The organism is Halobellus captivus (assembly GCF_003697845.1).
GTDB classification, from domain to species: Archaea; Halobacteriota; Halobacteria; order Halobacteriales; family Haloferacaceae; genus Halorubrum; species Halorubrum glutamatedens.
Map to the genome: position 1 here is coordinate 131,407 of NZ_RDQE01000008.1, position 18,494 is coordinate 149,900.

At 69.5% G+C, this 18,494-nt stretch carries 21 protein-coding genes; 14 read left to right on the plus strand and 7 right to left on the minus strand.

Going from position 1 to position 18,494, the window contains the following annotated elements; translation table 11 throughout:
* Positions 1-151: 151 nt before the first annotated feature.
* From ilvB to EAO78_RS10905, 8 genes are all read left to right on the plus strand, one after another.
* Positions 152-1,984 carry a biosynthetic-type acetolactate synthase large subunit gene (ilvB, locus tag EAO78_RS10870; RefSeq protein ID WP_122105857.1) on the plus strand — a complete coding sequence of 611 codons (1,833 nt, stop codon included), beginning with the start codon at positions 152-154 and terminating at the stop codon, positions 1,982-1,984.
* Positions 1,981-2,634: an acetolactate synthase small subunit gene (gene ilvN, locus EAO78_RS10875; RefSeq protein WP_122105858.1), complete on the plus strand. Its 654-nt coding sequence runs from the start codon at positions 1,981-1,983 to the stop codon at positions 2,632-2,634. Before ilvB ends, ilvN begins: the two co-directional genes overlap by 4 nt.
* Positions 2,635-2,640: 6 nt before the next feature.
* Positions 2,641-3,693, plus strand: a complete 1,053-nt coding sequence (gene ilvC, locus EAO78_RS10880) for a ketol-acid reductoisomerase (RefSeq protein ID WP_122105859.1) — start codon at positions 2,641-2,643, stop codon at positions 3,691-3,693.
* Complete coding sequence (gene leuC / locus EAO78_RS10885; RefSeq protein ID WP_122105860.1) at positions 3,693-5,114, plus strand: 3-isopropylmalate dehydratase large subunit; 1,422 nt, start codon at positions 3,693-3,695, stop codon at positions 5,112-5,114. The genes ilvC and leuC overlap by 1 nt, the downstream gene beginning before the upstream one ends.
* Complete coding sequence (gene leuD / locus EAO78_RS10890; protein WP_122105861.1) at positions 5,111-5,806, plus strand: 3-isopropylmalate dehydratase small subunit; 696 nt, start codon at positions 5,111-5,113, stop codon at positions 5,804-5,806. The genes leuC and leuD overlap by 4 nt, the downstream gene beginning before the upstream one ends.
* Entirely contained in the window at positions 5,807-6,799 is a 993-nt protein-coding gene (locus EAO78_RS10895; RefSeq protein WP_122105862.1) for an isocitrate/isopropylmalate family dehydrogenase, read from the plus strand.
* Positions 6,800-6,871: 72 nt separating this feature from the next.
* Positions 6,872-7,249, plus strand: coding sequence for a DUF555 domain-containing protein (locus EAO78_RS10900; RefSeq protein WP_122105863.1), 378 nt, complete (start codon positions 6,872-6,874; stop codon positions 7,247-7,249).
* Positions 7,250-7,298: 49 nt separating this feature from the next.
* Positions 7,299-7,838, plus strand: coding sequence for a CBS domain-containing protein (locus tag EAO78_RS10905; protein ID WP_122105864.1), 540 nt, complete (start codon positions 7,299-7,301; stop codon positions 7,836-7,838).
* Between the two features lie 63 nt (positions 7,839-7,901).
* Here EAO78_RS10905 and EAO78_RS10910 read toward each other — a convergent pair whose 3' ends face one another.
* Both EAO78_RS10910 and EAO78_RS10915 read right to left on the minus strand, forming a co-directional pair.
* Complete coding sequence (locus EAO78_RS10910; protein WP_122105865.1) at positions 7,902-8,111, minus strand: hypothetical protein; 210 nt, start codon at positions 8,109-8,111, stop codon at positions 7,902-7,904.
* Positions 8,108-8,290, minus strand: coding sequence for a hypothetical protein (locus tag EAO78_RS10915; protein ID WP_122105866.1), 183 nt, complete (start codon positions 8,288-8,290; stop codon positions 8,108-8,110). Before EAO78_RS10915 ends, EAO78_RS10910 begins: the two co-directional genes overlap by 4 nt.
* Positions 8,291-8,507: 217 nt before the next feature.
* Between EAO78_RS10915 and EAO78_RS10920 the strand changes: the two genes are divergently transcribed.
* The 4 genes from EAO78_RS10920 (at position 8,508) to EAO78_RS18675 (ending at position 11,237) form a co-directional block, all read left to right on the plus strand.
* Positions 8,508-8,816, plus strand: a complete 309-nt coding sequence (locus EAO78_RS10920; RefSeq protein ID WP_203227870.1) for a hypothetical protein — start codon at positions 8,508-8,510, stop codon at positions 8,814-8,816.
* Between the two features lie 90 nt (positions 8,817-8,906).
* Positions 8,907-10,655, plus strand: a complete 1,749-nt coding sequence (locus EAO78_RS10925) for a nitrite/sulfite reductase (RefSeq protein WP_122105920.1) — start codon at positions 8,907-8,909, stop codon at positions 10,653-10,655.
* A 30-nt stretch (positions 10,656-10,685) separates the two neighbouring features.
* A complete protein-coding gene (locus EAO78_RS10930; protein ID WP_122105867.1) occupies positions 10,686-10,976 on the plus strand; it encodes a DUF6360 family protein in 291 nt (96 codons plus the stop codon).
* Positions 10,977-11,000: 24 nt separating this feature from the next.
* Complete coding sequence (locus EAO78_RS18675) at positions 11,001-11,237, plus strand: hypothetical protein (RefSeq protein WP_162498067.1); 237 nt, start codon at positions 11,001-11,003, stop codon at positions 11,235-11,237.
* Positions 11,238-11,440: 203 nt separating this feature from the next.
* On the opposite strand, the gene EAO78_RS10940 is transcribed toward EAO78_RS18675, so the two are convergent.
* Together EAO78_RS10940 and EAO78_RS10945 are read right to left on the minus strand one after the other, a co-directional pair.
* Positions 11,441-12,355: a DUF3267 domain-containing protein gene (locus EAO78_RS10940; RefSeq protein WP_122105868.1), complete on the minus strand. Its 915-nt coding sequence runs from the start codon at positions 12,353-12,355 to the stop codon at positions 11,441-11,443.
* A 124-nt stretch (positions 12,356-12,479) separates the two neighbouring features.
* A complete protein-coding gene (locus EAO78_RS10945; protein WP_122105869.1) occupies positions 12,480-13,118 on the minus strand; it encodes a hypothetical protein in 639 nt (212 codons plus the stop codon).
* Between the two features lie 177 nt (positions 13,119-13,295).
* Between EAO78_RS10945 and EAO78_RS10950 the strand changes: the two genes are divergently transcribed.
* Together EAO78_RS10950 and EAO78_RS10955 are read left to right on the plus strand one after the other, a co-directional pair.
* Positions 13,296-14,090, plus strand: a complete 795-nt coding sequence (locus tag EAO78_RS10950) for an MBL fold metallo-hydrolase (RefSeq protein WP_122105870.1) — start codon at positions 13,296-13,298, stop codon at positions 14,088-14,090.
* Between the two features lie 81 nt (positions 14,091-14,171).
* A complete protein-coding gene (locus tag EAO78_RS10955; protein WP_122105871.1) occupies positions 14,172-14,543 on the plus strand; it encodes a DUF7471 family protein in 372 nt (123 codons plus the stop codon).
* A gap of 42 nt (positions 14,544-14,585) precedes the next feature.
* On the opposite strand, the gene EAO78_RS10960 is transcribed toward EAO78_RS10955, so the two are convergent.
* The 3 genes from EAO78_RS10960 to EAO78_RS10970 are packed head-to-tail and all read right to left on the minus strand — an operon-like array spanning position 14,586 to position 18,405.
* Positions 14,586-15,467 (minus strand): copper ABC transporter permease, encoded by an 882-nt coding sequence (locus tag EAO78_RS10960; protein ID WP_122105921.1) that lies wholly within the window; start codon positions 15,465-15,467, stop codon positions 14,586-14,588.
* Positions 15,468-15,502: 35 nt separating this feature from the next.
* Entirely contained in the window at positions 15,503-16,294 is a 792-nt protein-coding gene (locus EAO78_RS10965) for an ABC transporter ATP-binding protein (RefSeq protein WP_122105872.1), read from the minus strand.
* Positions 16,291-18,405: a NosD domain-containing protein gene (locus tag EAO78_RS10970; protein WP_122105873.1), complete on the minus strand. Its 2,115-nt coding sequence runs from the start codon at positions 18,403-18,405 to the stop codon at positions 16,291-16,293. Before EAO78_RS10970 ends, EAO78_RS10965 begins: the two co-directional genes overlap by 4 nt.
* Positions 18,406-18,494: the final 89 nt, after the last annotated feature.

Consider the following 18,494-nt stretch of genomic DNA (forward strand, 5'->3'; position numbering starts at 1 on the left):
ACAGTACTACTTCCTCACCGACCCGACGTATCGACGGACGCCGGCGCGCCGCCGATCCCGAACCGCCGACCACCGACGGCGGCCCGACGGCGCGACCCGCGTCCCGATCGATCGACGCTCGCATCCGAGAGACACCCACACACCACACACGATGAGCGATTCAGCAGCACACCAACGAGAGGACGACCCCGACGCCGAGCCGGCGTCAGGTCCGGCCGACGCGGACGGCCCGGACGCGGCGGACCCGGCCGGCGAGGAGAACCGACCAGACGGCGAGCCGACCGAGGTGTCGACCGGCGCGGAGTCGGTCGTCGCCGCCCTCGAGGCCGCCGGCGCGGAGACCGCCTTCGGCGTGCAGGGCGGAGCGATCATGCCGGTGTACGACGCGCTGTACGGCTCGTCGATCCGCCACCTGACGATGGCGCACGAGCAGGGAGCCGCGCACGCGGCCGACGCCTACGGCGTCGTCACCGGCGAGCCGGGCCTCTGTCTGGCCACGTCCGGCCCCGGCGCGACGAACCTCGTCACCGGCATCGCCGACGCCGACATGGACAGCGACGCGATGTTGGCGCTGACCGGCCAAGTGCCGACCGAGTTCGTCGGCAACGACGCGTTCCAGGAGACCGACACGGTCGGCGTCACCCGCCCGATCACGAAACACAACTACTTCGCGGGCGACGCGGACGCCGTCGGCGACGTGGTCGGCGAGGCGTTCGAGCTCTCGAGGGTCGGTCGGCCGGGACCGACCCTCGTCGACCTCCCCAAGGACGTCACCCTCAGCGACACCGAGGAGGCGCCGGGGGAGGCCGAGGCACCCGCCGGGACCGACCCCGATCCGCGCGCCCGCCAGGACGCGGTCGAGGCGGCCGCCCGTGCGATCGAGGACGCCGACCGGCCGCTGTGTCTGTTCGGCGGCGGCGTGATCAAGGGGGAGGCGAGCGAGGCCGCACGGGAGTTCGCGCGCGCCTACGGGATCCCCGTGACGACGACCATGCCCGGGATCGGGTCGTTCCCGGAGGACGACGAGCTGTCGCTGTCGTGGGCGGGCATGCACGGAACCGGCTACGCCAACATGGCGATCACGCACACCGACTGTCTCATCGCGGTCGGGACCCGGTTCGACGACCGGCTGACCGGCGGGATCGACACGTTCGCGCCGGAGGCCGAGGTCGTCCACGTCGACATCGACCCGGCGGAGATCTCGAAGAACGTGTACGCCGACTATCCGCTCATCGGCGACGCCGGGACCGTCCTCGAACAGCTCCACGAGGCGATTCACCGCGCGCCCGACGCGGACGAGTGGCGCGAGCGGTGTCAAGAGTGGAAGGAGACGTACCCGATGACGTACGCGACGCCCGACGACGAGCCGCTCAAACCGCAGTTCGTCGTCGAGGCGTTCGACGAGGCGACCGACGACGACACCATCGTCACGACGGGCGTCGGCCAACACCAGATGTGGGCCTCCCAGTTCTGGACGTACACGGAGCCCCGGACGTGGGTCTCCTCGCACGGACTGGGCACGATGGGATACGGCGTTCCGGCCGCGGTCGGCGCGCGCGTCGCCGCCGACGCGATGGGCGAGCCCGACCGCGACGTGGTCTGTTTCGACGGCGACGGCTCCTTCCTGATGACGATGCAGGAGCTGTCGGTCGCGGTCCGTGAGGACCTCGACATCACCATCGCGGTGCTCAACAACGAGTACATCGGGATGGTCCGCCAGTGGCAGGACGCGTTCTTCGAGGGACGACACATGGCGTCCGACTACAACTGGATGCCCGAGTTCGACAAGCTCGCCGAGGCGTTCGGCGCGCTCGGGATCCGCGTCGACGGCTACGACGAGGTCGCCCCGGCGGTCGAGGAGGCGCTCGCGTACGACGGTCCCGCCGTGATCGACTTCCACGTCGACCCCGAGGAGAACGTGCTGCCGATGGTGCCGAGCGGCGGAGCGAACGGCCGGTTCGCGCTCGCGGAGGACCAGCTATGAGCGGCGAGGACGCGGCCGGCATGCCGGGACCGGCCCCGGACGAGCGCCCGCAGCCGGAGGGGCGACGGAACCTGGAGGGCCACCGGATCGACCCCGTCGTGGAGGCGGAACACGACTCGCGACGCGCGGTCATCTCCGCGCTGGTCGAGGACGAGCCGGGCGTGCTCGCGCGCGTCTCCGGGCTCGTCTCCCGGCGACAGTTCAACATCGAGAGCCTGACCGTCGGCCCGACGACGGTCGAGGGTCACTCGCGGATCACGATGGTGGTCGAGGAGACCGATCCGGGGATCGACCAGATCGAAAAACAGATGGCGAAGCTGAAGCCCGTTATCTCCGTGGGCGAAGTCTCCGGGAGCGCCGTCACGTCCGAACTCGTCCTGCTGAAGGTTCACGGCGAGGAGCCGGACAAAGTCCACGCGATCGCGGAGATGTACGACGGCGAGGCGCTCGACGCCGGGCCGGAAACGATCACCGTGCAGCTCACCGGCGACGAGTCGAAGATCGACGACGCGATCGATGCGTTCGACCAGTTCGGGATCATCGAGATCGCCCGGACCGGTCAGACCGCGCTCGCGCGGGGGAACATCCCCACCGCGCCAGGAGAGAAACCCGGAACGGCCGGCGAACCGACCACACCCAACACCCAGTAACCTACAATGACGGAAGACGACACTCAGACGTTCGATTCGACAGTATACTACGACGACGACGCCGACAGCGAGGCGATCGCCCACAAGACGGTCGCCGTGCTCGGCTACGGTTCGCAGGGCCACGCCCACGCACAGAACCTCGCGGACAGCGGGGTCGACGTGGTCGTCGGCCTCCGCGAGGGCAGTTCCTCCCGCGAGGCCGCGGAGGGCGACGGGCTCCGCGTGGCGACCCCCGCGGACGCGGTCGCGGAGGCGGACGTCGTGAGCGTGCTCGTCCCCGACACGGTCCAGCCGGACGTCTACGAGAACGCGATCGAGCCGAACCTGGAGGCCGGAGACACGCTCCAGTTCGCGCACGGGTTCAACATCCACTACAACCAGATCCAGCCGCCCGAGGACGTCGACGTGACGATGGTCGCGCCGAAGTCGCCGGGCCACCTCGTGCGTCGGAACTACGAGAACGACCAGGGGACGCCCGGCCTGCTGGCGGTCTATCAGGACGCCACCGGCGAGGCGCACGACGAGGGGCTCGCGTACGCGGCCGCCATCGGCTGTACCCGTGCCGGCGTCGTCGAGACGTCCTTCCGCGAGGAGACGGAGACGGACCTGTTCGGCGAGCAGGCGGTGCTGTGCGGCGGCGTCACCTCGCTCGTGAAGCAGGGGTACGAGACGCTCGTCGACGCCGGCTACTCCCCCGAGATGGCGTACTTCGAGTGTCTCAACGAGCTGAAGCTCATCGTCGACCTGATGTACGAGGACGGGCTCGGCGGCATGTGGGACTCGGTCTCCGACACCGCCGAGTACGGCGGGCTCACGCAGGGTGACGTCGTCGTCGACGAACACGCCCGCGAGAACATGGAGGAGATCCTCGAGAAGGTCCAGAACGGCCAGTTCGCCCGCGAGTGGATCGCGGAGAACCAGGCGGGTCGGCCGTCGTACACCCAGCTGCGGACCGCCGAGAAGAACCACGAGATCGAGGAGGTCGGCGAGGAGCTCCGCGGGCTGTTCGCCTGGCAGGAGGAGGAGGACGAAGAGGAGTCGGCCGAGGTGAAGGCCTGATGGGAGAGGGGACGCTGTACGACAAGGTCTGGGACCGTCACAAGGTGACGGAGCTGCCCACCGGCCAGGACCAGCTGTTCGTCGGGCTCCACCTCGTTCACGAGGTGACGAGTCCGCAGGCGTTCGGCATGCTGCAGGAGCGCGGCCGCGAGGTCGCCTTCCCGAAGCGGACGCACGCGACGGTGGATCACATCGTCCCGACCGGGAACCGCGACCGACCGTACGCGGACGAGGCCGCGGAGAACATGATGGCGGAACTCGAGGAGAACGTCCGGGGGTCCGGGATCGATTTCTCCGATCCCGACTCCGGCAACCAGGGTATCGTCCACGTCATCGGTCCGGAGCAGGGGCTCACCCAGCCCGGCATGACGATCGTCTGTGGCGATTCACACACCTCGACGCACGGCGCGTTCGGCGCGTTGGCGTTCGGGATCGGCACCTCCCAGATCCGCGACGTGCTGGCGACCGGCTGCGTCGCCATGGAGAAACAGAAGGTCCGGAAGATCGAGGTCACGGGCGAGCTCGGCGAGGGCGTCACCGCGAAGGACGTGATCCTCACGATCATCCGGAAGCTCGGCACCGACGGGGGCGTCGGCTACGTGTACGAGTACGCCGGCGAGGCGATCGAGAACCTCGGCATGGAGGGTCGGATGTCCATCTGTAACATGTCCATCGAGGGCGGCGCGCGCGCGGGCTACGTCAACCCGGACGAGACGACCTACGAGTGGCTGAAGGGGACGGACGCCTTCGCCGACGACCCCGAGAAGTTCGAGGAACTGAAGCCCTACTGGGAGTCCATCGCCTCCGACAACGACGCCGAGTACGACGACGTCGTCACGATCGACGGCTCCGAGATCGAGCCGGTCGTCACCTGGGGCACCACGCCCGGCCAGGGGATCGGCATCACCGAGGCGATCCCGCATCCCGACGACCTGCCCGCCGACAAGGCGGACACCGCGCGTAGAGCACAGGAGCACATGCGCGTCGAGCCCGGCGACACGATGGAGGGGTACGAGATCGACGTCGCCTTCCTCGGGTCGTGTACGAACGCCCGTCTGAAGGACCTGCGGGAGGCCGCGGCCTTCGTCAAGGGCCGAGAGGTCGACGACGACGTCCGAGCGATGGTCGTCCCCGGTAGCCAGCGCGTCCAACGGGCCGCGGAGGCCGAGGGGCTCGACGAGGTGTTCACGGACGCCGGGTTCGACTGGCGTGACCCCGGTTGCTCGATGTGCCTCGGGATGAACGACGACCAGCTCCAGGGCGACGAGGCGAGCGCCTCCTCCTCGAACCGGAACTTCGTCGGCCGCCAGGGGTCGAAGGACGGGCGGACCGTGCTGATGAGTCCGATCATGGTCGCGGCCGCGGCGGTGACCGGGGAGGTCACCGACGTCCGTGAACTGAAGGAGGTGACCGTCGCGTGAGCGACGCCGACGTCGACCACGACGGCTTCGCGGACGGCGAGGCGCCGGCGGAGCGGGTGACGGAGGTGTCCGGAACCGGGATCCCGGTCCGCGGGAACGACATCGACACGGACCAGATCATTCCGGCGCGGTTCATGAAGGTCGTCACCTTCGACGGGCTCGGACAGTTCGCCTTCTTCGACCAGCGGTTCGACGACGAGGACAACGAGAAGGACCACCCGTTCAACGAGCAGAAGTACAAGGGGGCGAACGTCCTCGTGGCCAACGCCAACTTCGGCTGTGGGTCCTCGCGTGAACACGCCCCGCAGGCGCTGATGCGCTGGGGGATCGACGCGGTCGTCGGCGAGTCGTTCGCGGAGATCTTCGCGGGCAACTGCCTCGCGCTGGGGATCCCGACGGTCACCGCCGGCACCGAGTCCATCGAGGCGTTACAGGACTTCGTCGAGGAGAACCCCGACGCCGAGATCGACATCGACGTCGAGGCCGAGACGGTGACCTACGGCGACGAGACGATAGACGCCGACGTCAGCGAGGCCCAGCGGAAGGCGCTCGTCGAGGGCGTCTGGGACACGACCGCGCTGATGGGCGCGAACGGCGACGCGGTGAAGGCGACGGCGCGCTCGCTGCCGTACGTTCCCGACGAACACGTGCCGGCCGACGACGCCGCCGAGGGCGCCGCGGGGGACGACTGAATGGCCGACGAGGTCGTCGTCATCGAGGGCGACGGTATCGGCCGGGAGGTCGTTCCCGCGGCCGTGGAGGTCCTCGAGGCGTTCGACATCGACTTCGAGTTCGTCGAGGCCGAGGCCGGCGACGCGGTGAAGGAGGCGACGGGCGAGGCGCTCCCGACGGAGACGTACGAAACGGTGGCGGACGCCGACGCGACGCTGTTCGGTGCGGCCGGCGAGACCGCCGCCGACGTCATCCTCCCGTTACGGGACGCGGTCGACTCGTTCGTGAACGTCCGGCCCGCGAAGGCGTACCCCGGCGTCGACGCGCTGCGGCCGGAGACGGACGTGGTGTTCCTCCGTGAGAACACCGAGGGCGTCTACGCCGGCCACGAGGACCGGCTCAGCGAGGACCTCTCCACGCTGACGCGCGTCGTCACCGCCTCGGCCTCCCGCGAGCTCGCCGAGTACGCCTGCGAGTTCGTCGGGGACGGCCGCGGCCCCGACGGCCGCGACGGGTTCACGGTCGCGCACAAGTCGAACGTGATGCGCGAGACGGACGGACGCTTCCGGCGGGAGGTGCTCGCCGTCGCCGAGGAGCGCGGCGTCGACGCGGACGAGGAGCTGATGGACGCGTTCGCGACGAAGCTCCCGCTGGACCCCTCGCAGTACGGCGTGGTCGTCTGTCCGAACCTCGCGGGCGACGTGCTCTCCGACCTGGCCGCCGGACTCGTGGGCGGGCTCGGCCTGCTCCCCTCGGCGAACGTCGGCCACGAGAACGGCCTGTTCGAGCCGGTCCACGGGACCGCGCCCGACATCGCCGGCGAGGGGATCGCGAACCCGACGGCCGCGGTCCTCTCCGCGGCCATGCTTCTCGAGCACCTCGGCCACGTCGAGGAGGGCGGGCGCGTCCGGACCGCAGTCGAGTCGGTGTTGTCCGACGGCCCGCGGACGGGCGACCTCGGCGGCGACGCGACGACCGAGGAGGTCACCGCGGCGATCGTCGACCGGCTGTAGGCCTCGCTTCCCGACCGACTCTCGTGGCCGACGAACCACAAGAGACGAAACCCTGCGGCCCCTCGAACGGATATGAGCAACTACGCGGTCGCGATGGAAGCGGCCTGGTTGGTTCGTGACGTCGAGGAGACCGACGACGCCATCGGCGTCGCGGTCAGCGAGGCAGGAAAGCGACTCAACGAGACGGACAAGCAGTACGTCGAGGTCGAACCCGGCGTCACCGGCTGTCCCGCCTGCGGGGAGCCCTTCGACGCGGCCTTCCTCGCGGCGAACACGGCGCTCGTCGGGCTCCTCCTGGAGATCGACGTCTTCAACGCCGACAGCGAGGAGCACGCGGAGCGGATCGCGAAGAGCGAGGTCGGCGGCGCGCTCCGGGACGTCCCGCTCGAGGTCATCGACGTGATGGAGACCGAGGCCGACGACGAGGAGACGGACGGCGACGAGCGCTGAACGACCGAAGGGCCGAAACCTTTTCTAATAACCAGAGGTTATTAGACGTATGGAGCTTCCGACGCCACAGGACCTGCGCGAACGACGGACGTCGCTCGAGCTGACCCAGAGCGCGCTCGCGGACGCCGCGGGCGTCTCACAGCCGCTCATCGCCCGCATCGAGGGCGGCGACGTCGACCCGCGGCTCTCGACGCTGCGACGGATCGTGAACGCCCTCCAGGAGGCCGAAGGGGAGGTGGTGCGCGCGACCGACCTCATGAACGAGACCGTGATCAGCGTCGCCCCCGACGACGCCGTGAGCGACGCGGTCGAGCTGATGGAGCGGGAGGCGTACTCCCAGCTACCGGTCCTCCAGAACGGCGTCCCCGTCGGCTCGATCAGCCAGGGAGACGTGGTCCACGCGGGCGAGAACGTCGGGGACCACCCGGTCAGCGAGGTGATGAGCGAGTCGTTCCCCACCGTCGCGCCGACCGCAACCGTCGACGAGATCCGGAACCTGCTCGACCACTACAAGGCGGTGATGGTGACCGACGGCGGCGAGACCGTCGGGATCATCACCGAGGCCGACATCGCCGCGCACCTCTCGTAGACGACATCGGGAGAGGATCGGCGTCCCGACCGCCCCCCTCGTCCCGTTTCGATCGCCGCGGCGTCATCCGTCGCGGTTCTCGGAGAGGTGTTCCCAGATCTCCGTACAGCCGGCACCGTCCTTCAGGTCCTCGAGATGGTCGGACTCCTCCGTCGGAGCTTCGCTCGGCCTGGGATCGGTCTCCCCGTTCTCGTAGTCGGTTCCCTCCGCGGTCGACTCGTTCTCTCGGTCGTCCTCGGCGACCAACGATCGCGACTCGCTCGTTCCCGTCATGGCTGGCTCCGGATCGGTTCGCGGTCCCGGACCGGTTCGTGACTCCGGGTCGGTTCCCGACCCCGGACGGACTCGAACAGTTCGGGCGCGACGTCGGCGGACGCGTGCTGGCGATGCGGTCGGTCGTCGTCTCCGCCGCCGCGGCGATCGATCGCGGTTTCGGGTGTCGTCTCGGTCATCGACGCGTCCTACCGTCGCGCCGATCATAAGGGACGCCACACGAGTAAATCGAACCACTACTCCCGGGTACCGGAACCGACCTCCGGTACCAGTGACGCGCCTTCGGCCCTCGATCCGGCCTCAGTCTGGCGATCGTCGCGGATCGGGGCGTCCCCGGAGCCGACGCGGTTTGCGGGGGGCGTCACCCATTGGGTCGTGGCCGCCCAACCGGGGAGCGTGACGACCCGTCTGCGCGTGCTCGACGACGGCGCATGGATATCGGTCGACGACCACCGCGAGGTCCGCGTGAGCGAACTCTGGCGGCTCGACGCGCCCGATTTCTGCGGCTGTGATCTGGCCGATCTCGTCGTCGAGAACTTCCAGGAGGTCGGCGTCGACGGGTCCCGGGTCGAGGTCCGCGTCTACGGCCAGTGTATCGAATGCGGCGCTAGCGGGATCACGGGGTGGCTCCCGGTCGGCCGGGTTCGGGCCGACGAGTTCGTCGAACTCGACCGTTCCTGCGTTCGTCGGGAGCGACGCGAATAAACCGGCAGAAGTTACCCGTTCGAGGGGGCACCGGGCAACGTTGACTCCACGGGGTCCCCTATGTGGTCGGAGGGCGTGTATCGGGACACGATGCCAACGGACGTCGAAAACTGGAAGTCCGAGGTCTACGGGAACGAGATCCGAGACCACCTCTTCAGGTTCGCCGAGGAGGGGTTCGACTCGATCCCGGACGACGAGCGGGACGCCTGGTTCGAGCGGTTCAAGTGGTGGGGACTGTACCACCAGCGGAACGGCCAGGAGGGCTACTTCATGATGCGGATCGGGACGCCGAACGGCGTCCTGGAGCCGGGACAGCTCCGCGTCGTCGGCGAGATCGCCGACGAGTACGCCCGCGGCCCGGGGACGAACCCGATCTTCGGCGACGCCTACGCCGACTTCACCACCCGCCAGTCGATCCAGCTCCACTGGATCGAGCTGTCGGACGTCCCCGCGATCTTCGAGAAGCTGGAGGCGAACGGGCTCTCCACCCAGCAGGCGTGTGGCGACTCCTGGCGGAACATCGTCGGGAACCCCGTCGCGGGCAAGGACGGCCAGGAGGTGATCGACGCCTGGCCCGTCATCCGCGAGCTCAACGAGACGTTCAAGGGCGACGACGACCACTCGAACCTCCCGCGGAAGTGGAAGGTGTCCGTGACCGGCTCCGCGGACGGCTCCGGGCAGGGCGACATCAACGACCTCGCGTTCGAGCCCGCGTACAAGGAGGTCGAGGGTGAGGACGTCGTCGGCTTCAACGTCCGGGTCGGCGGCGGGCTCGCGCGCAACGAGCCGCGCTTCGCCCGTGACATCGACGTCTGGGTCCCCCCGGAGCGGGTCTCCGACGTCGCCGGCGGCCTCTCCGCGCTGTTCCGCGACAACGGCGACCGCGAGGACCGCTACAACGCCCGGATCAAGTTCCTCGTCGACGAGTGGGGGCCCGAGCAGGTCCGCGAGACGCTCCAGGCCGAGTACGTCGACTTCGAACTCGAGACCGCCGGCCGCGACGTCCGCGAGGAGTACACCTACAACACCGGCGAGGGCGAGCGCAACGACCTCGTCGGCGTCCACGACCAGAAGGACGGGACCAACTTCGTCGGCCTGAACGTGCTCGTCGGCCGGATGGGCGCGGCCGACGTGCTCGACCTCGCCGACCTCGCCGACGAGTACGGCTCCGGCGAGGTGCGGCTCTCCCAGCGGCAGAACGTCATCGTCACCGACGTGCCCGACGACGTGCTCGACGACTTCCTCGCCGAGCCCCTCTTGGAGCACTACTCGCCGGACCCGTCGCCGTTCATGCGCGGGTCCGTCGCGTGTACGGGCACCGAGTTCTGCTCGCTCTCCATCGTCGAGACCAAGAACCGGCAGGTGCGGTTCGCCCGGTGGCTGAAGGAGAACGTCGAGCTTCCCGAGGGCGTCGAGGAGTTCCATATCCACCTCTCCGGCTGTACCGCCTCCTGTGCACAGCCGCAGATCGCGGACGTGAGCCTCCGGGGCATGAAGACGCGGAAGGACGGGGAGCCGGTGGAGGCGCTCGACGTGGGGCTCGGCGGCGGCCTCGGCGACGATCCGGGGTTCGCCCGCTGGGTCACCCAGCGCGTGCCGGCCGACGAGATCCCGGGGGCGATCGCGAACCTGATCGGGAGCTTCGCCGCCGAGCGCGAGGAGGGCGAGTCGTTCCGCGCGTTCGTCGCGCGCCACGACGACGAGGAACTCGACGCGTTCGTCGACCCCGAGGAGACCGACTACGAGGACCCGATGATGCACAACACGAAGCGTACCTGGTACCCGTACGCCGAGGACGACGGGTTGGACGACGCCCCGCCCGCGCCGGCGGACGACTGAGATGCGGGCCCCGACCACGGAGGGAGGGACGTGAGCGACCGGCTGCTGCGCGTGAACGCGTACACGACACTGGACCTCGTCGACGCCCGGGCGAGGGGACACGACTTCGAGGCGGACGCGCCTAGCGTGGTGAACGTCACCACCTCACGAGAGGACCCGGACCACGTCGATCTCCAGGTCGAACTCGACGACACCGCGATCCCGATCCCGGCGCACGCCGACGAGATCGAGCTCTCGCCGGCGCAGGCACGGACGCTCGCCGAGGCGCTGGAGTCGGCGGCGGACCGCGTCGAGGCGGCGCAGGGCGACGAGGACGCCTGAGACGCCGTCCCGTTCACACTCCCGATGCGCCTACCGTTGATCGACACACTCGCCGGCCACCTCGACGAGGTCGTCGGTCACCCCGACCCGTCCGTCGAACAGCCGGCACGTGGCGGCGTTCCACGCGAGCTGTCCGCGAAAACCGTCACCGGAGACGGTCACTTCATGACGTCCCTCCTGGCCGCCGATCACCTCGAAGGCACGAGCCACTCCGCCGTCGATCCGATCGGATCCGTCCTCGTAGGTCGTTTCGAACGGTGAGATCGAGACGGCTGCTCTCTTCGGGACCGAAGGATCCCGTACAACCGGCTAACGACGTAGCGCCCGCGACGGCGAGGAAACGACGACGGTTCATACTGTGTATTCCCGGAAGTGACACTTGAACCCACGTCCTACCCGAACGAAACCGCCGACGATCGATGACGCTCTCGTTGGAGGGACGCACCGTCCATCCCTCGAACCGCTCATTCCCTTCCCGCTCGCTTCTCGTCCGATCGAGAACGAGCACGTCGGTAGCTCCGGAGAAACGCGTAGAGCGATCCGACGGCCGCACCAATGCCGAGCACGCCGGGACCAACGCTCATCGAGATCTCGTCCGGCGTCGACGAGAACGAGAACAGGAAGCCGAGCGTGTCCGGCGTCCCGATCGTGAGGGAGTCAACCGCGAGGACGTCAAGGACGAGCGGGCCGCCGACCGCCAGTACGACGAACACGCCGATCGCGGCGACGGCCGCCCCAGCGAGCGCGTCCCAGACGACGGCGGTCATCGAGAGCGTCCCACGGCGGTCGCTCTCCCGACCCACGATCCGGACGCCGTTCCGATGGTCCTCGATACGGACGTCCGCAGGGAACGCGAGCAGCGTCATCGTCATCCAGAGGTCGGCGATCGCCCCTGCGGCGTTCGCAGCCAGCGGGATGACCAGCCAGCCCCACTCGAAGGCTAACATTACTGGCACGCCGACGCCGGTCATCACGACCAGCGGCGTCACGAGCACGACGACGAACTGGTCGCGGGTGAACTCGTGGTTGGTCGTGGCGTACGCGTACGGGAGGATGAAGTGGGCGACACCGACTCCGTACTTCGGTTCGCCGCCGTAATACCGAATGGCGAGGCCGTGGAGCCACTCGTGGGGGACGAGGATCACGGTCACTAACAGGAGGATGACGAGGCCGTCCAGGGCGGTCGTCCACCAAGCGACGCCGGGCGCGAACCGGAACGTGGCCGGCTGACCGGTGACGACTTGGAAGAGACCGCCGAGCGCGGCCGCGGCGACGAAGACGCCCAACGTACTCAGCGCCGCCATCTGGACCGTGAGCCCCCGCGTCAGTTCGAGCTCGGCGAGCACCATCTCCGCGTCACTGTCGCCGATCGATGCCATACGGTCGTGTCTCACGTCCAATAATTAATTGCTCGGGCCTGCGTGTCGTCCCGTCGGTGAACACGCGATCGGCGTCCACGTAACGAGAGGCCCTACCGTCGGTGGCCTCCGAGAGTGTCGGCGCTCACCGTGGTTCGACGGTAACCGTCAGGTCGTCGACGTAGTGCGTGGCGTCTGCCTCCCAGATGACCGCGGTTCCGACCGCGAAGTGGAGCGTGTCGGTCGACAGTTCCGGCGTCGTCCACTCGAAGGAGTACTCCCGCCAGCCGTCGGCGAGCCACAGCGGCTCGCGCAGCCCGCCGATGGGCGTCTCTCCGAACTCGGTGGAGTTGACGCCGAGCTGTGGGAAGTCGTCCTCGACCTCGGCGGGTTCGGGGCCGAGTCGCATCACCGCGTGACGGATCGTGTTGAACGATTCCGATTCGCTCCAGAACCGGCCCGTGGCCTCGATCCCGTACGCCCGTCCGGACTCGACCGAGATCGGATGGGAGACCCACGTCACCCCGTCGTCGTGATCGCCCTCGTTCCACACCCGGAGCGACCGTTCCCCTTCGGCCGCTTCCGTCCCGGAGACGTCGACCTCCCATTCGAAGTCCGCAATATCGACCTCCGGGCCGATGGTCGCCTCGGGCCCCCATTCGCCGAGGCCCCCTTCGAACCCCTCGGCGAAGTTCGGACTCTCGCTCCGCCCGAGACAACCGGCGATGCCGGCGACGCCGATCGCTGCTCCTGCCCCTACCCGGAGCGCATCACGACGGAACATGTCCGGTTCAAGCGGTCCGAGCGCGATAATTGTTGGGTAGCAGACAATATGGGACACTGGATTCTGGACACGGTCCGGACCCGAAACGGGATGCCGATCACGTTCAACGGAGGGAACTACCCCGCCGCGGCGGCGCCGCCATCACATTGATACGCCGACGGCTCGCACACCGGAACCGTGAGCACCGTCGAGATCCTCGGAACCGCTCAGGACGCCGGCGTTCCCCACCTCGGGTGCCGGTGTGAGAACTGTGAGGCCGCACGCGAAGGCACTCGCCCGACGCGTTACGCGAGCGCCGTCCTGCTCGAGGACGCCGGCCGGTATCTGTTCGACGCGACGCCCGACGTTCGCCTTCAGATACCCGAGATCCCCGACGGAGCGTTCCTGACCCACGCCCATCTCGGACATCTGACCGGACTCCTATACTTCGGACGCGAGTCGGCCGACACGGACGAACTGCCGACGTACGCCACGCCCGGACTCGGGGACGTGATCGGGGACAACGACCCGTTGCGCTCGCTCGTTTCGGATCGGAACGTCGACCTGCGTTCGGTCGCCGACGGCTCCGCGATCTCCCTCGAGACGACCACGGTCACCTCGATCCGCGTCGACCACCGCGAATCGCTCCCGACCGGAACGCTGGCGTATCGCATCGACGGCCCGGACCGGTCGCTCCTGTACATGAGCGACGTCGACGCGTTGACCCCGCGCGCCGAGTCGCTCGTTCGGGACGTCGACGTCGCCCTCGTCGACGGGACCTTCTGGAGTCGAACCGAGATCGATCGCATCGAGGACGTCCCGCATCCGACGGTCCGGTCCTCGATGCGGGTCCTCGACGACGCCGACACCGAGGTCCTGTTCACCCACCTGAACCACACGAATCCGCTCTGTGATCCGGCATCGGACGCACGCGAGGAGCTGGAGTCGGCGGGGTTTCGCGTCGCCGAGCGCGGCGACGTTCTCGAGTTGTGAGGGACCGACCGTCGCCGTGGGGTCGAGCTCGAGCCGTCACCTCCTCGCTTTTTATAACCGATCGCGCCCAACCGTGAACACATGGTTCCGCCGACCGCGTCCCCCTCGACCGCGTCCCCCTCGACCGCGTCCCCCTTGACCGCCGCGTGGGGCGTCGAGGGCTCGCTCCCGATACTGGCCGTCGTCGTCGTGGCGGGGATCGGGACGGGGCTCCTCTTCCTCGTGAGCCTGGTCGCGTACGGCCGCCGCCGAACCGGGCGACACCTGCTGATAAGCGTCGCCGTGGGGGCGCTACTGGCGCGCTCGGTCGTCGGCGCGGGAACCGTCCTCGGTTACGTGCCGATGCCGATCCACCACTTCCTCGCTCACAGTCTCGACTTCCTGATCGCGGCAACCGTGCTCTACGCGGTGTACGCGTACGCGCCCGGATCGTTCTCGAGCGCGCCGGACTGACCGATCTCGTCAAGGGCGTCGAGCGCGTCGGGGTGGATCGACTCACTCGGCAGTCCGTGCCCGAGCGCCCTCGAGGAGGACCTCCAGCCGGTCGCCGTACGCCAGCGTCGCTGACGAGACGGCGACGCCGCCGAGGGTCCAGACGAGGAGCGACCCGACCGCCCGGCCGACGTCGACGAAGCCGCCCTCCGGCGCGAACGCCACCCCGACCACCCCCTCGAAGACGAGCCCGCGGAACGCGCCGTTTGGAGTGAGCGGGAGCAGTCCGGGGACCGTCGAGGGAGCGGTGCCGGTCGCAAGCGACCGCAGGATCGCGAGATCGCCGCCGAGAACGGCGACGACGAGCACGAGGACGCCGACCGCGACCGCGCCGCGCCGGCTCGAAGCGACCGCCGAGACGGCGGTCGCGAGCGAGAGGTACGCCGCGCCGAACGGGACGAGCAGGCCGAGGAACCGGAGGTACAGGAGCGGCGAGTCGATCCCGGAGTGCGTCGCGAAGATCGTCGTGTCGGGGGCGGCCGTGGCCCAGACGGCGACGCCGATCGTCGCGTACGGGACGACGACGATCGCCAGGAACGCGAGGCCGCGCGCGAGAACGATCCCGACGACGTAGCCGGCGACGCTCACGGGATACGTCCGGATCACCGCGAGCTCGCCGGTTTCGGCGTCGGTGAGTAGCGCACGGTATCCGATCACGAACGCGACGAGCGGGACCACGACCTCCGTCACGAGAAGCAGATCGACGACCGTGGGCACGAATCCGGTCGCCGCGCCGCCTCCGACGGCGACGACTCCCCCGAGGACGGCGAGGAGTCCGACCGCCAGGGCCCCGTACCCCGGCGTTCGGAGAACGGTCGCAAGTTCGCGACGGAACACCGTGGCGACGACGAGGACGCGACCTCGAACCGCTCCGAGACCGCCCATCACTCCGGGACGACCCGTCCCTCCGACCGCGTCCATCACTCCGAGACCCCCGTTACGTGAACCGCGGTCGGTTCCCCGCCGTCTCGGCCGTCCCCGCCGTCATCTTCGGCCGCGTCGCCGGCGACGATCGCCCGATAGAGGCCGGAGACGTCGTCGACGCCGCGTTCCGAACACAGTCGATCCAGGGGACCCGCCGCGACGACCCGACCCCGGTCGAGGAGTACGACGCGGTCCGCGTGCTCGTCCACGAGTTCGAGGTCGTGCGAACTCACGACGACGGCGGTGTCGGTTCCGGACGCGTCGGCCGCGGTCCGGAACGCCCGTTCGCGCGTTCCCGGATCGAGCCCGCTCGCCGGCTCGTCGAGCACGACGAGGGGAGGGTCGCCGACGGTGGCCTGTGCGATCCCGAGCAGCCGACGCATCCCGCCGGAGAGCGCCCCGACTCGTCTGTCGGCCGCGTCCGCGAGACCGACCCGCTCGAGCGCCTCCTCGGGGTCGGCCACGTCCTCGGGGCTCGTGGCGTCGACTGCGGCGAGGCGGACGTAGAACGCGAGCGTCTCACTCGCGGTGAACTCCTCGCGGAACGGGACCCGTTGCGGGAGGTAGCCGATCGGCCTGGAAGCGTCGGGTCCGACGTACCGCGAGTGCCCGTCGGTCGGCTCGACCGCCCCGGAAAGGACGCCGAGCAGGGTCGACTTTCCCGACCCGTTCGGCCCGATAACGGCCGTCACGCCGGGACGAACGTCGAACGAGACGTCCTCGAGGACCGCGACGCCGCCGTAGGTCCGCGTGACGCCGGACAGTTCGGCGATCCGATCGTCGCTCATCGGCGGTCCTCCGGTTCGGCCGACGTCCGGGGGCGTTCGGTCGGTCTCCGAGCTTCCATCCCGTTCCTCACGTTCGTCCCGTCCGTCGCGTTCAGATCGTGTGTGTTCATCGTGTCGGTGGATGCGGTGGTCGAGTCGTCGCCGGCGAGGCCGGACTCGACTCGCCATTCCGGGTGGACCGGTGACGGATCCGGCTCCCTCGCCGCGGCGACGCGGTCGGGGGCGTACGGTTCCGGGGCCGGCGACGGGTCGACGATGCTCCCGGACCGGGCCCCGGGAACGGTCCCGTGGAGCCGGTCGAGGAGGACGGCACCCGGCGACTCCCGGACCACCGCCGCGGCGGTTTCGTGGTGAAGCACCGCGTCGACCGGAGCGGTCGGCCGGTAGGCTCGCTCGCCGGGCTCGTGAAGCCCGACGTCCGCGCCCTCCCAGTGGTTCCCGCGGTCGCCGTCGGCCCAGATACGCAGCGCGCCGGCGCCGGCCTTCGCGTGGCGGTCGTTGCCGACGAAGTCGTTCGCGACCACTCGGCTCGAGGGAACCACCGTCGTCGCGTGCGCGCCCACCTCGTTGTCGACGGCGACGTTGTGCTCGTACAGCGAGCCGCGGGAGCTGGTCGAGAAGCCGAGTCGGTTGTCCGCGAGGGTGTTGTAGCCGACGTACGACCGCGTGCCGGACGCCTGGATCCCCGCACTGGAGTCGCGCACGTCGTTGCCGACGATCGCGTTCCCGGACGGACGGGTCATCACGGTTATCCCGCCGAACTCGGCGTCCCGAAAGCGGTTGTCCGCGATCAGGGCGTCCCCGGTGTACATGAGGTGGGTTCCGTACCGGTTGCCGACGAACGTCGAGTTCCGGATCGTCGACCCGTCGGCGCGGTGGAGGTAGACCCCGTCGCGTCCCCCCTCGAACCGGCCCTCAGTGATCGTCACCCGTGATTCCATTCCGATCACGCCCATGAAGCCGTCGCGCCAGTCGTCGCTGCCGTCGACGCGCAGGTCACGGATCACCGCGTCGGATCCCTCCCGGAGGAGGACGCCGCTCGCGTTCGTCTCCACCGTGACGTCGTCGACGAGGAGGCCCGGTGCGCCGATAGCGCGGATCCCCGCGTCGCCGTGGCCGTACCCGAGCTGGACGTTCGTGTCCCAGCCCTCCTCGGCGTCTCCGCCGGCCGACTCGCGTGCGGCCTCGGGATCGCGCGTCTCGTTGCCGACCCCGTCGACGGTTAGTCCGGAGACGGTCACGTTCGGCGCGCGGACCGTGACCACCGAGCCGTTCCCGTCGCCGCGGACGCGCGCGTCGTCCCCCGCGATCGTGACCGACTCGTTCACCGTGACCGTCTCCTCGTAGGTCCCCGAGGGGACGACGACGGTCCCGTTCGGCGGCGCGGCCGCGACCGTCGCGTCGATCGTCGGCGCGTCCCGGCCGACGACGACCACCTCGCCGGCGCGCTCGGCCGCGGATGCCTCCGCATCGGCCACTCGCCGGTCGGCCGCCGCCCACCGTGCCGGCGCCATCGAGCGCACGGTCGCCGCGGAGTCGACGTCGAACGACCGGTTCCGGGCGGCCGTCCAGTCGCGGACGTGTCCCCCGTGCTCCGCCGCGAACGTCTCGGCGTTCGTCCGCTCCGAGAACGGCACGACCGTCTCGCCAGCGGGGCTCCGGGCCGTGCTTCCGACGACGTAGGCCGCCTCGTCGGCGGGGACCCAGTCGGTCGACCGCTCCGCTTCGAGGAGGCCGTCCTCCGTCACTCCGGGGTTGCCGCCGTCGAACGTCTCGACGTGGACGACGAGCGGGTAGCCGAACTGGCGTTCGGTCCGGCCGTCGTCGACGCTCGCCACGAACGACTCGATCCCGTTGTAGCCGACCACGTACTGGAGCTGCGAGTAGAAGACCTGGACGCGGGGAACCCGTGCCGATCCCGCCATCAGCTCGTCCGTCTCCGAGGAGAGCCCGAGTTCGACGGTGTCGTCGTAGGCGACGGGGTCGGGGGTCGCCACGGAGGGGTCCGCCGCGAACGCGCCGGCGGTCGCGATCCCGGCGACGACCACGAGGACCGCGACCGCGGCGAGTACCCGCCCGAACCGGTCGCCGAAGGGATCGAGGATCGCCACGTCGTCGATTCGATCGGCCGGGGTATAGCCGATCTGGTTCGTTCCTCGAACGGGCGAGTGGATCCGTTCCCAGGGGCTAAGGCGGCCGG

What these genes read in the sequence shown, in the direction of transcription:
- ilvB (WP_122105857.1), top strand. Translation starts at nt 152, where the DNA reads ATGAGCGATTCAGCAGCACACCAACGAGAGGACGACCCCGACGCCGAG.
- ilvN (WP_122105858.1), top strand. Translation starts at nt 1,981, where the DNA reads ATGAGCGGCGAGGACGCGGCCGGCATGCCGGGACCGGCCCCGGACGAG.
- ilvC (WP_122105859.1), top strand. Translation starts at nt 2,641, where the DNA reads ATGACGGAAGACGACACTCAGACGTTCGATTCGACAGTATACTACGAC.
- leuC (WP_122105860.1), top strand. Translation starts at nt 3,693, where the DNA reads ATGGGAGAGGGGACGCTGTACGACAAGGTCTGGGACCGTCACAAGGTG.
- EAO78_RS10895 (WP_122105862.1), top strand. Translation starts at nt 5,807, where the DNA reads ATGGCCGACGAGGTCGTCGTCATCGAGGGCGACGGTATCGGCCGGGAG.
- EAO78_RS10900 (WP_122105863.1), top strand. Translation starts at nt 6,872, where the DNA reads ATGAGCAACTACGCGGTCGCGATGGAAGCGGCCTGGTTGGTTCGTGAC.
- EAO78_RS10905 (WP_122105864.1), top strand. Translation starts at nt 7,299, where the DNA reads ATGGAGCTTCCGACGCCACAGGACCTGCGCGAACGACGGACGTCGCTC.
- EAO78_RS10910 (WP_122105865.1), bottom strand. Translation starts at nt 8,111, where the DNA reads ATGACGGGAACGAGCGAGTCGCGATCGTTGGTCGCCGAGGACGACCGA.
- EAO78_RS10915 (WP_122105866.1), bottom strand. Translation starts at nt 8,290, where the DNA reads ATGACCGAGACGACACCCGAAACCGCGATCGATCGCCGCGGCGGCGGA.
- EAO78_RS10925 (WP_122105920.1), top strand. Translation starts at nt 8,907, where the DNA reads ATGCCAACGGACGTCGAAAACTGGAAGTCCGAGGTCTACGGGAACGAG.
- EAO78_RS18675 (WP_162498067.1), top strand. Translation starts at nt 11,001, where the DNA reads ATGCGCCTACCGTTGATCGACACACTCGCCGGCCACCTCGACGAGGTC.
- EAO78_RS10940 (WP_122105868.1), bottom strand. Translation starts at nt 12,355, where the DNA reads ATGGCATCGATCGGCGACAGTGACGCGGAGATGGTGCTCGCCGAGCTC.
- EAO78_RS10945 (WP_122105869.1), bottom strand. Translation starts at nt 13,118, where the DNA reads ATGTTCCGTCGTGATGCGCTCCGGGTAGGGGCAGGAGCAGCGATCGGC.
- EAO78_RS10955 (WP_122105871.1), top strand. Translation starts at nt 14,172, where the DNA reads ATGGTTCCGCCGACCGCGTCCCCCTCGACCGCGTCCCCCTCGACCGCG.
- EAO78_RS10960 (WP_122105921.1), bottom strand. Translation starts at nt 15,467, where the DNA reads ATGGGCGGTCTCGGAGCGGTTCGAGGTCGCGTCCTCGTCGTCGCCACG.
- EAO78_RS10965 (WP_122105872.1), bottom strand. Translation starts at nt 16,294, where the DNA reads ATGAGCGACGATCGGATCGCCGAACTGTCCGGCGTCACGCGGACCTAC.